Here is a 15887-nt window from a genome sequence, read left to right as displayed (position 1 = left end):
CTACTTCTCTTTTCAGTTTAGGATTGAATTGTTGCTCTCCGTGGATTATCATCCGTCTGGAAATTCAGAGTCCTTCCCCAATTGGTGCAATAACTGCATAAGATGCTGCTTAAATCTTCTACTGTCTAGCTTGCACAGCCGATTGAGAATAACGATGAGATCTTCCTGCTCCATTGTGGAGAAGCGAAGGCTTTTATGGGGTGTGGTTGCAATCATGGAATCAATCATTCCCTTTGGGAGATGTATCAGCAGCACATCCATATCGAAGGCTGCGGCACATCTTGCATAAGTGTTGATACGAAGGTCGGTCTGCATCTTGCAGTGTTTCATAAAGTTGGAATATTCCATATCGGCATAGCCTGCCCTTAGCTTGCAGTTTTTGCTGGCGGAGAGCATGATTTCAAGCGTCGGAAGTACAACGTAGAATTTTGCGTTACTTCCAGAGTTTTGTTTCTTTGTCTTCATATGTATCCGTCTTTTTGTTAGAAATAATGCTGCAAAGTTCTTAACAAATAGGGCTTTAGAAAGAATATTAAATTGCCAATATTGGCATTATATTGCCATTTTGCATTTTTAACATTATGCGTTATTTGTTGCCGTGTTGCCCAATACGTAGGCGAAAATCTTTAGCCTGCCATATCAATCAATCACATCTTTGGGACTGTCAGTGCATGGTGCAAGGTCTATCTATATATATAGACTTGCACCATGCACTGAAAATTGTAGCCAAAAGATTTCTAAAACATTTTCCCACAATAATTTGGAGGATGTTCTACTTTTTTGTACTTTTGAACCCAAGAAATGCAAGTGCGCATTTCGGGTAGCAGTATCTGCGTGTACTCTCAAAATACTCTGTTGTGGCTACAATATGGCTACAATTAAAAAGAATAAAAAAATAAAAGACTATGATACAAGGAGTTGCAGCGGAATGGTCATTTCCCTCTCTGACCTTACACCACTGTTTTATATGCTTCCTTTTCCATTATCTCATTAGTACACTTATGCTTGGCTATAAGTCTGTCCATATCTTCCGAAATCTTGCTGCCCGTCACCTGTGCATAAATCTGCGTACTTGCAATTGATGCGTGTCCCATCATCTTGACGATGCTCTCAATGGGGATACCTGCACTTAGGCACATCGTTCCGAAGGTATGTCTTGCCATGTGATAGGACAGACGTTGCTTGATACCACAAGCCTTGCCTACGATGCTTAACTTCGCTGCTAACACACTTCTGCTGCAACAGGGCTGAAAGATAAGACGATTATCCATATCCGTGTTATTGCCTTCTTCTTTCACCGCTTTTAGTTGCCTTTGCTGCTCGATAATCGTCTTGGCAATGGGGTGTAACGGCACAATGAACTCCACCTTGGTCTTCTGACGCTCCTTTCTTATATATATTTGTCCGTCTGCGGCACTCTTGATATGCCCAAACATCAAATGTTCCATATCCGTAATGGCTAAACCTGTGAAGCAGGAGAAGACGAACATTCGTCTTGCAAGTTCGGCATCGCTATCACATATCTTCATTGCCATCAGCTTTGCCACATCACTCTTGATAAGAAAGCGGATAGCCTTTTCCACCTTTTCATATTCTGTATGCTCAAATGGATTATAACGAATGATGCGCTGGCTTACCGCACGGAACATTAAACGGCTCAGCCAACAAAGATAATTGTTGATGGTAGAGCTTTTCAACCCTTTCTTTTTAAGAAAGAATCGGTATTCCTCAAATAGCTCCTCTGTAATGGTACGGATGTCAATATCCTCGTTACCTATATCCTTGATAAACTCACACAGCATCCTGTTAGCATAGCAAAGGTTAGTGTATGTTCTTTCTGCCTTTGATTTGCCCACACCTTCCTTTACCGATTGTAGTTCTGTATTGCTAAGCTCCAACAAAGTGGTAGGAGAAGTTGCTATGCCTTGCAATCTGTTTTTAAGCAGTTCAGCACTTATCACCCCGTCTTTTAGGAGCAGTTCCTGATAGGTCTTTTCTACTTGTTCTCTGAATGATTGCAGGCGAAGGTTTGTTTTCTTATCTGTAGTTATTCCTTGCTTGGCATTCCACTCCGCAGGCTTACATTCTTCGTTTGTAGTAATGACAGAGTTCTTGCCATCTATCGTGATACGGCAGAGTATGGAGGTCAGACCATTTGCCTTGGTCTTTTGTCTGTTGATATAAAACAGTGTCTTAAATGTACTTCTCATCATGATTTTAGTTTTAATGCTTCTATTCTATGGCTAAATACTCATCTGCATATCCTCCGTGAAAGAAAGGAAACGCTCAAATTCCACAAATAGTTTTTGTGGCGTAACCTTTGCATATCGCTCGGTCATACTCACATTGCTATGCCCCAACATCTTGCTTACCGTTTCTATCGGTACGCCTTGTTCAAGGGTAATGAGCGTGGCAAAGGTATGCCTTGCCGTATGCGTGGTAAAGGGAAAGGCTATGCCTGCTCTTAGGCGCAATGCTTTAAGATACGATTGATAGGTGGCATATTTCATCTGTGGCAATAGGCTTTCCCTTTCATTGCTTCGATACTTCTCTATTATCCTGATGGCTTCGGGCAACAACTTGATACGGCAAAGTACTCCAGTCTTCTGCCTGTTGAACTTCAGCCAAAGACTTCCCTCGTCATCACGGACAAGATGCAACCTGCTTAACTCCATCAAATCGCAATAGGCTGCACCCGTATGGCAGGCAAAGACAAACAAGTCCCTTGCGGTTTCCATTTCTTCCTCCAACTCTCCAAACTGTATGTTCATTAGTTTGTCAAGCGAACACCTGTCAAGAGCTTTGGGTAGTTTCTTGTCGCCTTTGCTTACCTTGACTTTGTCAAACAATAAAATATCGGCTAATCCTTCACGATAAGCCAATCTGCATACCGTTTTCAGATGGGTAGCGGCATTATAGAACGTACTTTCCTGAAACCCACAAATACCCATAAAGTATTGTTGGAAGTCGTAGATGAACTGCTCAGTAAGCTGTGAAAAAGCCAAATCAGAAACCTTATACCTACTTTTTATAAAGTTCTGCAAATGGGTACGAGTGGAATGGTAGCCAAATATGCTTTGTCCCTTTATGTCAATGCCTATATGGTTTTCTTTCTCTTTGATGAGTCTATCCAGTCTTTCAATAAGCATACACTTAGATTGAACGCTTCCTTGAAATTCCTCTTTTATATCAGTTGCATCAAATGGGCAATCTTTGGATAGCAGAGACTGATAGGCTGTTTGGACGGATAGCAGCAGACTTTCCAATCTGGCATTCACTTCCACTGCCTCACGACTCTTTCCGTCCATTCTGCTTTCACGGGGATTCCACAAATCGGGGTTGCAAGACAGTTTGCAACTGAACTGCGCAATACTCCTTCCAAGCGTGATACGTCCCATGATGGGAGCCTTACCCGACTTGTCCATACCGCTCTTTTTGAGGTAGAGCAACACCTTCATCTTTACTGTTTTCATACGCTTTAATCTTTATGGGCAAAGTTACCCGAATTAAAGCGTTCTTTACTTATGCAGAAAACTGCCGACCAAAGCAACAAACACACGAACCAAATAATTTCAGTTACCTATATCTGCATTTAGTTACCTATTCCCAATCTTGGTAATGATTTAGTAACTGAACTTCTGCACAAATCTACATATTTCTGCTCTTTTCAATCAGCGCACTTCTATACAGTTAACTCCATTTCTCACTCATTATCAGATAGTTTTCGCATTATACGATAATTCTTCATTTTCCTTGATTAGTTGCATTCGAAACATATATGTTTGACCACCCAAAACATATATGTTTTACCACCTCAAAGTTGAACTTTGGCAATGCCAAACATATATGTTTTGCACACCATAGATAGATGTTTTATTTCTGAAAGATGATGCGAGGAAAAATAGAACAATAATATAACGCTTTTAAAAGGTAACAAGCGTCCACGATAACCATAGAATAAAAATAGTAATAAGATGCACGTGAACAAGGTATGAAAGGTTTTAAATTCCTAAAATATATACCACTTGTCCTCCTTTCTCAACTATTTGTTGTACCTTTGAAACCTACTTTAGAAGAAAAGATATGAGTTACAACTTATTAAAAGGTAAAAGAGGCATCATTTTTGGTGCACTCAACGAACAGTCAATTGCGTGGAAAGTAGCCGAAAAGGCTGTAGAAGAAGGAGCAGTGATAACACTTTCCAACACCCCAGTAGCCGTAAGAATGGGAACTGTAAACGCATTGGCAGAGAAATTGAATTGTGAAGTTATAGCAGCAGATGCTACAAGTGTAGAAGACTTAGAGAATGTATTCAGTCGCTCAATGGAGATATTAGGTGGAAAGATTGATTTCGTATTACACTCTATTGGTATGTCGCCTAACGTTCGTAAACGTAAGACTTACGACGACTTAGACTACAAATTGCTCAATACAACACTTGACATCTCGGCAGTATCGTTCCATAAAATGATACAGAGCGCAAAGAAGCTTGACGCTATCAGCGAGTACGGTTCTATCCTTGCACTCTCGTACGTAGCAGCTCAACGCACCTTCTTTGGTTACAACGATATGGCAGATGCAAAGGCATTGTTGGAAAGTATTGCACGCAGTTTTGGCTATATTTATGGTCGTGAAAAGAATGTACGCATCAATACCATTTCGCAGTCGCCTACAATGACCACCGCAGGTCAGGGCGTAAAGGGTATGGATAAGCTCTTCGACTTTGCCGACCGTATGTCGCCATTAGGCAACGCTTCGGCTGACGAATGTGCAGACTACTGCATCGTAATGTTCTCCGACTTGACCAAGAAGGTAACAATGCAGAACCTCTATCACGATGGTGGTTTCTCTAATATTGGTATGAGTCTTCGTGCAATGACTACTTATGAGAAGGGTATTGACGAAGAATTTTTAGACGAAAATGGTAATATTATCTACGGATAATACGACGATATAAATCGTCATAACACAAAAAAATAGAGCAAAACCTTGATGAAGAGGTTCTGCTCTATTTTTATTTGATGGATATGTCTTTAAACCCAAATCGGTCGTTAGACTTCTTCGAGATTTGCGAGCTTATTTTGAGCTATTTTTAGTTGTTTTTGAAGACGTTTAGCGAGTCGACCCTCAAAAAGGCGACATCGCATTTTTGAGAGTCTACTATGTAATGCTTTTATCATATTCTAACGATGCTTAAAGAAGTTCTAAGTAGACTTATGTCCTACTCTCCTTCAACCTTCTTTACGCATTACTCTGCAGACTTCTGTTTCTTTGCAAAATGCTTTATAAGGAAATAGAGTGCTACAACAGCTACGATACCCAAGATGCCATACTTTATATAAGCATTGTATTCTTCTATCTTTTGGGTCAGTTGGCTTTCTGGAACAATAGAATGAAGATACCAACCCAAGGTTGCTAAAACACAATTCCACAAACCTGAACCAATAAAAGTATAAAGCAAAAACTTCCAAAACGTCATTTTGGATAAGCCAGCAGGCACCGAAATAATCTGACGAATCCCTGGTATCAATCGTCCCGTTAATGTTGCAATAACTCCGTGGTCGTAGAAATACTTCTCAGCCTTCTGCACCTTCTCCTCGTTAAGTAGACACAATGCACCCAATTTGCTATTAACAAAGCGATAAATAATAGGTCTGCCAAGGAAATAAGCTGCAATATAGTTGGTTGTAGAACCTGCTACTGCACCCAAAGTTGCAATGATAACTACACCGAAAATATTTAAATGACCTGCCGCAGCATGATAGGCTGCAGGTGCAACAATAAGTTCGGAAGGGAAAGGAATAACCGTTCCCTCAATGTACATTCCAAGAAAGATTGTCCAATAATTAAGTGTGTCTAATAAAGATGAAAACCAAGTCATACTAAAATGTTATTTACTTGTTCTAAAAATATTTATTTATATGCTCTAAACATATCGTTTATACGTTCTGAAATGTTGTTTATACACGCTAAACATATTACTTACTTGTTCGAAAAATGTCATTTATTTGTTAATGTTCTATGCTGTTATACTTTCCTTCTGCGACTGATCTGCAATGTTATTCATCCATCGTCCACGGAAAATACGTATTAAGAACAACGTTCCTCGGAAGGTTAATTCTACTGCCATAGCAAACCATACACCTTGCAATCTGTAGGTAGAAGCCAAGGTGTATGCCAACGTCAGACGCACAAACCACATTGATCCAAGATTTATCAACGATGGTTTGAAGGTATCACCAGCACCCACACATACGCTATAAGCAACGATAGAAGCGGCAAAGAATGGTTCTGCAAAAGCCTCAATACGCAACACAGCTACACCCAACTCACGTATTTCAGCCACAGGAGATAACATTCCAATCATCTCAGGTGCAAAGATATACATCACAACGCCCATCAATGCCATCACAGCCATTCCCAATCCAACCGTCATATAAGCAAAACTACGACAGAGTTCACGGCGTTTTGCGCCCACGCTTTGTCCAACCAAGGTTGTTGCAGCATCACCAATACCGTACCCAGGCATATAACAAAGGCTTTCAGCCGTTACAGCAAACGAGTTGGCAGCTATAGCAAAATTGCCCAATGGAGCAACTATCATCGTCGAAATAACCTGTGCGCCATTCATCAGAAGGTATTGTAAAGCCATCGGTGCACCTATTTTTACAGCGTGTACAACGTACTCCCATACCCAAACAAAGCGTTTTGTATCTAATCGCCACGCCAATATTGGACTGCGATAGATGGCAAAATAAGCCAAAGGAATAGCAGCTGTTACAAATGAAAGCATTGTTCCCAAAGCTGCGCCCTCCACACCTAAGCCAAATCCAAACACATTGAACGAAACGCCAAACACGGTCAACTCGCGGGTTGGAAAGATGAGAAAGAAGTTGTAAACCACATCGCACACGCACATCATCACAGCTATAAAGCTGGGATGACGCATATCGCCAGACACTTTAAGCATAGCTGACGAAAGGTATTCCACCATGTGGAACGGCACAGCAAACGAAAAGATAAGGCAGTACATTGAAGCATCGTACTGTATATCTGCACCTCCACCCAACCAACGAGGCAACGGAAACGCCAACAAAGCTGCAATTGCCATCAGCAAAAAACTAAATGCCAAGCCGAAAATATAGCCGTGTCGCATCACAGAGCGTGCTTTCTCAAAGTCGTTAGCCCCAATAAAGTGGGCTGCTTGCACCGAGAAGCCCATTCCTCCAGCAGCTACAAGCGACCCAAAAAGCCATGTGGCAGGTTCTACCAAACCGATTGCAGCCGAGGAAGCAGCACCCAATGAGCCTACCATAGAGGCATCAATATAAAACATCAGCACAGACGTTACCTGCGCTAAGATGGACGGAATACTCAACTGAACTATCAAGTTGAGCTTCTCTTGGGTCGACATGGCCTCGCCACTCCTTATCTTTTCTAAGAGCGCATCGGTTATAGCCTTGCTAAATACCATATACTTTAAAATGTTGACCTGAATATAAGAAAGCGCATAACACTAAATGACACCTCTTTAAAATGGTGATTTAGTGTTATGCGAACCGAAATATTCTAAATTACATCAGGAACTTTTGTTCCTGCACGATAATAAGAATGTAGACGAAGATTGAAGATAAGCACTGAGAAAGCTGGTATTTCATTCTGCTTAACCGAGCCATAGCCCAACTGATAAGGAATGTAAACCTCCCAGTTGTCGCCGATATGCATTGCCTGAAGTGCAGTTGCAAATCCGTCCACCATAGCTCCCACATACACTTGGCGTGGTCTTGAAGTTTTAGGATTGAAGGTCAAACCTCCCCAACTGTTATCAAAGACAAAGCCACCTGTATAGCTTTCAGACGGTATCATTCGTCCTTGGTAGTGTACCAATGCAGAATCGGTGTACAAAGGCGTACCCGAACCTGTACCATTTTCTAATTTATGCACAATGATGTATCGTTCTGGAGAATAAGTCAATTCACCTTGTGTTGATTTTTGGTTCTGATAAGTGTAGTTCAGAATTATATCCCACGACTTGTCTCCATTAGCTATTTTCTGCTTGGTTTGGGTGTATAGGTCGTTCCAATACTTATCATTCCTGTTTCTCCAATCGGCAAACTCGCCCATCTCTTTGTCGTCGTCCGAGCAAGAAGTGAATGCTCCCACCGTTGCGCACAATAGTAGCAACACACTTGCAGCACAGATAATGCGCTGCAATGTGGTTTTTGTTTTATTGTAAGTCATATTTATAAATTACTTCACGTCCAATTTCTTCAGCACAGAAGTGATTGACACTCTGTCTTCAATAATCTCACGCAACTTAGCGATAGGCACACGCTCCTGTTCCATTGTGTCACGATGACGCAAGGTTACGCAGTTATCGTTCAGTGTATCGCCATCTACGGTAACACAGAATGGTGTTCCGATAGCGTCTTGGCGACGATAACGCTTGCCAATGGTATCCTTTGCCTCGATGGTAGTATTGAAATGGAACTTCAAATCGTTCACAATCTCTTGCGCCTTTTCAGGCAATCCGTCTTTATTCACCAATGGAAGCACTGCACACTTTACAGGTGCCAATGGTTCAGGCAAGCGCAATACTACACGTGTAGAACCATTTTCGAGCTGTTCCTCTGTATAGCTGTGGCACATCACTGTAAGGAACATACGGTCTACACCGATAGATGTTTCCACCACGTATGGTGTATAGTTTTCGTTGCGTTCAGGGTCGAAATATTTAATCTGACGACCTGAGTATTTCTCGTGTTGCGAAAGGTCGAAGTCGGTACGTGAGTGAATACCCTCTACTTCCTTAAAACCGAATGGCATACGGAACTCAATGTCGGTTGCAGCGTTAGCATAGTGTGCCAACTTTTCGTGGTCGTGGTAGCGATAGTTGTCATTGCCCATTCCCAAAGCTTGATGCCAAGCAAGGCGATACTGCTTCCAGTAGTTGAACCACTCCATCTCTGTACCTGGTTGGCAGAAGAATTGCATTTCCATCTGCTCAAATTCACGCATACGGAATACAAACTGACGAGCCACAATCTCGTTACGAAAAGCCTTACCTATCTGTGCAATACCGAATGGAAGTTTCATTCTACCCGTCTTCTGTACATTCAAGAAGTTTACAAAAATACCTTGAGCGGTTTCAGGGCGGAGGTAAATCTTGCTTGCAGAGTCGGCCGAAGCACCTATCTCGGTAGAGAACATAAGATTGAACTGGCGCACATCGGTCCAATTCTTCGAACCACTGATAGGGCAAACAATGCCTTCGTCAATGATAATTTGCTTCAACTCTTCCAAATTGTTCGACTCCATAGCCTCGGCAAAGCGTGCGTGAAGTTCGTCGTGCTTACGTTGGTTTTCCAACACACGTGGATTGGTTTCACGGAACTTAGCCTCATCAAAGCTGTCGCCAAACTTTTTAGCCGCCTTAGCCACCTCCTTATCCATCTTCTCTTCGTACTTTGCCAACTGGTCTTCTATCAGCACATCAGCACGATAACGCTTCTTCGAGTCGCGGTTGTCAATCAATGGGTCGTTGAAAGCATCAACGTGTCCGCTGGCTTTCCACGTTGTAGGATGCATAAAGATAGCAGAGTCTATTCCAACAATGTTGTTGTGCAACAACACCATTGATTGCCACCAATATTGCTTGATGTTATTTTTCAGTTCAACACCATTCTGACCATAGTCGTAAACTGCTGCCAAACCATCATAAATATCACTACTTGGGAAGACAAAGCCATACTCTTTGCAGTGGCTTACTATCTTCTTGAATACATCCTCTTGTGCCATAATATATCTTTTACGTAAGTTTTTAAATTCAAAAAATTCGCCACAAAGTTACTGCTTTTTAATGGAATAATATTAATAAAAGAGGTGAAAGTTTGTTTATCCACAAGTTACAGAACAAAAAAGTTAAATATCTTTCACTTTTACTTCCTCTATCTATTAAAGTTGATTTCTTGAAAGAATAGCGCACAAAAGTATATTATCCACCGAAAAGCACAAGGTGAACAAAAGGAAAAATAGAACAATCACTGTTTAACACTAAACGAAGAAAATATCATCTTTCAACTATCTGATTATAAACCACTTACGCAAGCGTTCCAAAACATATATGTTTCACCACCCAAAACATATATGTTTTACCGCCTCAAAGTTCAACTTTGACAATGCCAAACATATATGTTTTGCACGCCAAAGATTGATGGTTGAGAAACGAAAGATAGGGAGGTTATAAATAGAACAAGTGCCACCCCCGTCCGTTGGGCTACTCTTTGTACACATCTCTGTTTAAATTCGTTCCTTTTATCAACAAGTTAGAGGAGTTAAAGGGGGTTATGGTTAAACCCAAATCGTCATTAGATCAGTCAGACCAGTCGGACGGGTCAGACAGGTCAGACAAGTCGGGCAGGTCTGACAAAACTGCAACAACACAATATTTGGCTTTAATGCCTTAATTTTGGCATTTTGAGTTTTTTTTCGTAACTTTGAACCTTAAAAATAAAGACTATCCCACGCTATGGACGACGATAAGATAAAAGATAAGCACGAAGAGGAAGAATTGACCTCAAAAAACAACGCTACCGAAAGCGAAAACAGCCGTGAAACAGCTGATAATGAAGAGGTAGAGAACGAAGAACTTGCTACGGAAGTGGGGAGTTCGGACTATGTTCCTGCCGATAAATTTGATGCCTCGGCTGTGAAACACCTATCGGGAATGTACAAAAACTGGTTTTTAGATTATGCCAGTTATGTTATCTTAGAGCGTGCTGTTCCACACATTGAGGACGGACTAAAGCCTGTGCAACGCCGTATTCTCCACTCTATGAAACGAATGGACGATGGGCGATACAACAAGGTGGCAAACATCGTGGGACATACTATGCAGTTCCACCCTCACGGCGATGCCTCTATTGGCGATGCGTTGGTGCAGATGGGACAGAAAGACTTGCTTATCGACACCCAAGGCAACTGGGGTAACATTCTTACGGGCGACCGTGCGGCTGCTCCTCGTTACATAGAGTCGCGCTTATCTAAGTTTGCGTTGGAAACCGTCTTTAACCCTAAAACCACCGAATGGCAACTCTCTTACGACGGACGCAACAAAGAACCTATTACGTTGCCTGTAAAGTTTCCACTCCTTTTAGCACAAGGAGCAGAAGGAATAGCCGTAGGACTGACTTCTAAAATCTTGCCTCACAACGTTAACGACATTTGCAATGCCGCCATAAAGTTCTTGAAAGACAAGCCTTTTGAGCTTTATCCCGACTTTCCGACAGGGGGTAGCATCGATGTATCTAAATATAACGACGGACAGAGAGGTGGCTCGCTCAAGGTAAGAGCCAAGGTGGAAAAGATAGACAACAAGACCCTTGTTATACGTGAAGTACCTTTTACCAAAACGGCAAGCACCATACAAGAGTCGATAACCAAAGCTATTGAGAAGGGGAAACTAAAAATCCGCAAGGTGGAGGATATGACTGCGTCAGAGGTAGAGATACAATTGCACCTCACCCCCAGTACATCAAGCGACAAGACGATGGACGCACTCTACGCATTTACCGACTGCGAAATATCTATATCACCTAATTGCTGCGTCATAGCGGATAAGAAACCACAATTCCTAACTGTGTCTGATGTGCTGAAACAGTCGGTTCTGCACACCAAAGGATTGTTGCAAAAGGAATTGGAGATACGCAAGGGCGAACTCTTGGAACAGCTTTTCTTCAACTCGTTGGAACGCATCTTCATAGAAGAACGCATCTACAAGGAACGAAAGTTTGAAACCTCGAAGGATATGGACGAGGTAGTGAAGTTTGTAGACTCACGTCTCGAACCTCATAAGCCAAGCTTCATTCGCGAAGTAACCCGTGAGGACATTCTGCGCCTGCTTGAAATAAAGATGCAACGTATCTTGAAGTTCAATAAGGATAAGGCTGACGAACTGATAGAGAAGATAGAAGCCGAGATAAAAGATATAGACAAAGACCTTAGCGAAATGGTTCGTGTAACGATAGAGTGGTTCAAACACTTGAAGGAGAAATACGGAAAGAACCACCCACGTCGTACCGAAATAAAGAGTTTTGATACCATTGTGGCTTCAAAGGTAGTGGAGGCAAACGAAAAACTCTATTTCGATGCCAAAGAAGGCTTTATGGGTACAGGCCTGAAGAAGGCTGAATTTGTAGAAAACTGTTCAAGTTTCGATGATGTTATCGTGTTCTACAAGGACGGAAAGTTTAAGGTGGTGCGCATTGCCGACAAGGTATTTGTTGGCAAAAACGTACAGCACATACAAGTGTACAAGAAAAACGACCGTCGCACTATATATAATATGGTGTATCGAGATGGACAAAACGGCATCAACTACATAAAGCGTTTCGACATTCCAACCGTAACACGCGACCGAGAATACGACCTTACAAGTGGCAAACCCGGCACACGTGTGCTTTATTTCACAGCCAATCCTAATGGCGAGGCTGAAGTGATAAAGGTTACACTTGAGAACGACCCGAAGAAGAAACGACAGGTTCAGATATTTGAACGCAACTTCTCCGAAATTCTTATCAAGGGTAAGGGTGCAAAGGGTAATATTCTGACCAAAGAAAAAGTACATCGTATATCACTAAAGAGCCACGGCGGTTCAACATTGGGCGGTCGCAAGGTGTGGTTCGACCCTGATGTAAATCGCATCAACTACGAGGAACAGGGCGAATTGCTCGGCGAATTTAACGACAACGACAAGATATTGGTAGTGTTAGACAATGGTGAATTTTATACAACTACGTTCGACACTTCCAACCACTATGAGGACAATATCCTAAAGATAGAGAAATTTGATCCCGAAAAGGCGTGGACAGCCGTCATATTTGATGCTGACAATCAAGGATTTGCTTATTTAAAGCGTTTCCTAATGGAAAAGACCATCCGTCATCAAAGTTTTGTGGGCGACAATCCTTCATCTAAATGGGCTTTGCTTACCGACGAGGTGTATCCACGCATTGAGGTTACATACGGTGGAAGCGATGCTGCAAAGGGCAAAGAGGAGATTGATGCCGAACAGTTTGTAGGTGTCAAGGGCTATAAAGCGAAGGGAAAACGTATTACTACGCTTAAAGTAAGCAAGGTAACAGAGCTTGAACCTATCCGCTTTCCAGAACCTGTGGAAGAAGAAAACACCCCCGACACAGAGGCTTCACCTGCGGCATCAGACTCGTCCGACAAGTCCGACAAGTCTGACCAATCTAACAATTTTGCCCAAGGTCTCCCCACCAACCACGCAAAAGAAGGAAACCTATTTGGCGATGAATGATGATAAAAACAATGAAACATAGCTTTCTAACGATACTATTGTGTGCAACGAGTTTGTGTACACAGGCTCAAGACACCCTTCGCACGGGCAAGATAATAACCAATGCACAAATGGTGGGCATTGGAACTGTAAACCAATTGGATACCTATCTTTCGCCCGAAGAATACAAAGGGTTAGAGTTGCGCTACCTATCACACACGATAAGAGAGAACGGAACGAAGTTTTCGAGAGAATTGGTGCATCAATCGCACCTCGCATATACAAAGAACAGAGCCGATAACAACCAAGAAATAGGCGGAGCATACAACTTTCAATACAATGTGCTGTATGAGTTGGGCAAATGGGATACCTCCCAAGGCTCGCTAAAGGTGAAAGCTGGAGGAGGCATAGATGCTAACCTTGGGTTCTTGTACAACCTTCGCAATGGCAACAATCCAGCACAAGGCTACGCTAACCTCAATCTTGCTCCTACAATAGCTGCAAACTACGAGTTCCGTTTATGGAATCGCCCGTTCCAAATCACTTATGAAGCGCAAGTACCACTTGTAGGTGTGATGTTCTCACCTCAGTTCGGACAAAGCTATTACGAATTGTTTGCAAAGGGCAATTACGACCATAACATCGTATTGACCACCATCGGTTGTGCGCCATCAATGCGACAGATGCTAACTTTCGACTGTACGTTGCATCACACCACACTGCGCTTTGGCTACCTTGGCGATTATCAGCAAGCAAAGATAAACGGATTAAAATATCATACGTGGAGCAATCTCTTTATGATAGGCATTGTGCGAAAGTTTTCTATAACTAAAATTATTCCTTAACAACTATGAAACAGCCATCTTTTCTAAAGTTATCAGCAATGCTTTATGCGTTACGCTATCGCACGTACAAGATGAAACTATTATCTGTTCTGAAGTTATCAACAATATGCTTAGGCGTATTTATTGCTCTCTTTACCCTCAATTCGTGTGTTACCAACGATGAGTTTGAAGACTCAAAACGTGGAAACTTTGAAGCGCTATGGACCATCTTGGACGAGCATTACTGCTTCTTTGAGCAGAAAAACATCGATTGGAACGAGGTGAAAGAGCGTTACGCAAAGCAGTTTGACGATGATATGAGCGAGAAACAACAGTTTGAAGTAATGGCAAATATGCTTTCCGAACTGAAAGACGGTCACGTAAACCTTTATACATCGTTCAATATGGCACGCTATTGGTCGTGGCACGAGAATTATCCACAGAACTATTCGGACTCGCTGATAAGAAAATACCTCAAGACCGATTACCTTATAGCAAGCGGAATGGACTATACCATCTTTGATGACAACATAGGCTATTTGCATTGTAGCAGTTTTCAACGTGGCATAGGTGCAGGCAATTTGGACGATATATTGTTTTATTTTCAGCCTTGCAAGGCTCTTATCATTGACATAAGAAACAATGGCGGAGGCGCACTTACAAATGCGGAGGAGTTGGCAGCACGTTTTACCAATAAGGAGTTGCTCGTTGGCTATATGCAACATAAGACAGGCAAGGGACATAACGACTTTTCGGAAATGCAGGTACAAACTTTGAAGCCAGGGAAAGGCATCAGATGGCAAAAACCTGTGGTGGTATTGACCAACAGAAGTGTGTATTCAGCAGCCAACGAATTTGTGAAATATATGCAATGTTGCCCTAATGTAACCACTGTGGGCGACCGTACAGGTGGCGGAGCAGGACTTCCTTTCTCATCAGAATTGCCCAATGGGTGGAGCATACGTTTTTCTGCGTGTCCAATGTATGATAAGAATAAGCAGCTCACTGAGTTTGGCATCGTTCCTGAACACAAAGTTGGCCTTACCGCAGACGATTTTCAGCGTGGTAAAGATACCATCATAGAGTTTGCTCGTTCGCTTATCAACGCCCAATAATTAAGGGTGGGTGTGTAAAAAATCAACTTATGCATCAATACTAATCATCGTTAAATTAGTTTAAGTTTTAGGATAAAATTCGTTTTCTCTAAACGATTAGTTATAAATTTGTAGCAGATTTATTTTAAAAAGTAGACAGAATTAACAGAAAAAACTGATGTTGAAGAAGGCAAAGACACGCAAACTTTTCTATGCTTGGGCACTATTGTTAGTGTTCATCACAGCGAACGTGTGCAAAATGGCCGACTTGCATCTTAATGAGTTAAATCATCATCACGATAAAGAGCAAACCACAGCCAAGCATACCATAAAGTCTGTTTGCTCTATCTGTGAATTTACTTGGCATAAGGCAGATGTTGCACGCACAATAGTTTATGTGCCGATTATCAACGTCGAACCCATCATACATTATATCACACCCGAGCAAACCGTTTATCTAACGATTTATTCGATAAACGCCCATTCGCCTCCCTCAGTGGCATAATGTAAAAATCATTTTAATATTATTCTTAAAGCTATAAGCGCAATAACGTTTATTAGCAATACTTGTATGTTTGTGTTGACATAGACAGATGCAAGACAAATGGAGTGTTCATAGCTGTGTCGTAAAAATTATAACGCTATGAAACAAACTATTGGCTTGTTATA

Annotated in this window: 12 protein-coding genes; 5 read left to right on the top strand and 7 right to left on the bottom strand. The window is 41.9% G+C overall.

Annotated elements, in window-relative coordinates:
- Window positions 1-48: 48 nt before the first annotated feature.
- From CZ367_RS01840 to CZ367_RS01830, 3 genes are all read right to left on the bottom strand, one after another.
- The gene (locus tag CZ367_RS01840; protein ID WP_036857307.1) at window positions 49-465 is read right to left on the bottom strand and encodes a hypothetical protein; all 417 of its coding nucleotides are present in this window, start codon (window positions 463-465) and stop codon (window positions 49-51) included.
- A gap of 485 nt (window positions 466-950) precedes the next feature.
- A complete protein-coding gene (locus CZ367_RS01835) occupies window positions 951-2210 on the bottom strand; it encodes a site-specific integrase (protein ID WP_077197331.1) in 1260 nt (419 codons plus the stop codon).
- A 33-nt stretch (window positions 2211-2243) separates the two neighbouring features.
- Entirely contained in the window at window positions 2244-3473 is a 1230-nt protein-coding gene (locus tag CZ367_RS01830; RefSeq protein ID WP_077195464.1) for a site-specific integrase, read from the bottom strand.
- 610 nt (window positions 3474-4083) lie between these two features.
- Between CZ367_RS01830 and CZ367_RS01825 the strand changes: the two genes are divergently transcribed.
- On the top strand, window positions 4084-4944 hold the full coding sequence (locus CZ367_RS01825; protein WP_077195463.1) for an enoyl-ACP reductase FabI: 861 nt from the start codon (window positions 4084-4086) through the stop codon (window positions 4942-4944).
- A 304-nt stretch (window positions 4945-5248) separates the two neighbouring features.
- Here the strand turns inward: CZ367_RS01825 and CZ367_RS01820 are convergent, their stop codons facing one another.
- The 4 genes from CZ367_RS01820 to CZ367_RS01805 form a co-directional block, all read right to left on the bottom strand.
- A complete protein-coding gene (locus CZ367_RS01820) occupies window positions 5249-5881 on the bottom strand; it encodes a DedA family protein (RefSeq protein ID WP_077195462.1) in 633 nt (210 codons plus the stop codon).
- A 138-nt stretch (window positions 5882-6019) separates the two neighbouring features.
- Window positions 6020-7474, bottom strand: coding sequence for an MATE family efflux transporter (locus CZ367_RS01815; RefSeq protein ID WP_077195461.1), 1455 nt, complete (start codon window positions 7472-7474; stop codon window positions 6020-6022).
- 95 nt (window positions 7475-7569) lie between these two features.
- Window positions 7570-8241 carry a BamJ family beta-barrel-assembly machinery protein gene (locus CZ367_RS01810; protein ID WP_077195460.1) on the bottom strand — a complete coding sequence of 224 codons (672 nt, stop codon included), beginning with the start codon at window positions 8239-8241 and terminating at the stop codon, window positions 7570-7572.
- Between the two features lie 9 nt (window positions 8242-8250).
- A complete protein-coding gene (locus CZ367_RS01805) occupies window positions 8251-9798 on the bottom strand; it encodes a glycine--tRNA ligase (RefSeq protein ID WP_077195459.1) in 1548 nt (515 codons plus the stop codon).
- Between the two features lie 730 nt (window positions 9799-10528).
- Here CZ367_RS01805 and CZ367_RS01800 point away from each other — a divergent pair.
- From CZ367_RS01800 to CZ367_RS01785, 4 genes are all read left to right on the top strand, one after another.
- Window positions 10529-13321, top strand: a complete 2793-nt coding sequence (locus tag CZ367_RS01800) for a DNA gyrase/topoisomerase IV subunit A (RefSeq protein WP_084793465.1) — start codon at window positions 10529-10531, stop codon at window positions 13319-13321.
- Between the two features lie 11 nt (window positions 13322-13332).
- Window positions 13333-14145, top strand: coding sequence for a DUF3316 domain-containing protein (locus CZ367_RS01795; RefSeq protein ID WP_077197330.1), 813 nt, complete (start codon window positions 13333-13335; stop codon window positions 14143-14145).
- A gap of 71 nt (window positions 14146-14216) precedes the next feature.
- Window positions 14217-15239: a S41 family peptidase gene (locus CZ367_RS01790; protein WP_077197329.1), complete on the top strand. Its 1023-nt coding sequence runs from the start codon at window positions 14217-14219 to the stop codon at window positions 15237-15239.
- Between the two features lie 157 nt (window positions 15240-15396).
- Window positions 15397-15723: a hypothetical protein gene (locus tag CZ367_RS01785; RefSeq protein ID WP_084793464.1), complete on the top strand. Its 327-nt coding sequence runs from the start codon at window positions 15397-15399 to the stop codon at window positions 15721-15723.
- Window positions 15724-15887 lie beyond the last annotated feature (164 nt).

Origin of the sequence: Prevotella ihumii, from assembly GCF_900155655.1 — a bacterium.
In the GTDB taxonomy this organism is placed as follows: Bacteria; Bacteroidota; Bacteroidia; order Bacteroidales; family Bacteroidaceae; genus Prevotella; species Prevotella ihumii.
This window is presented reverse-complemented; position numbering and strand designations above follow the sequence as displayed.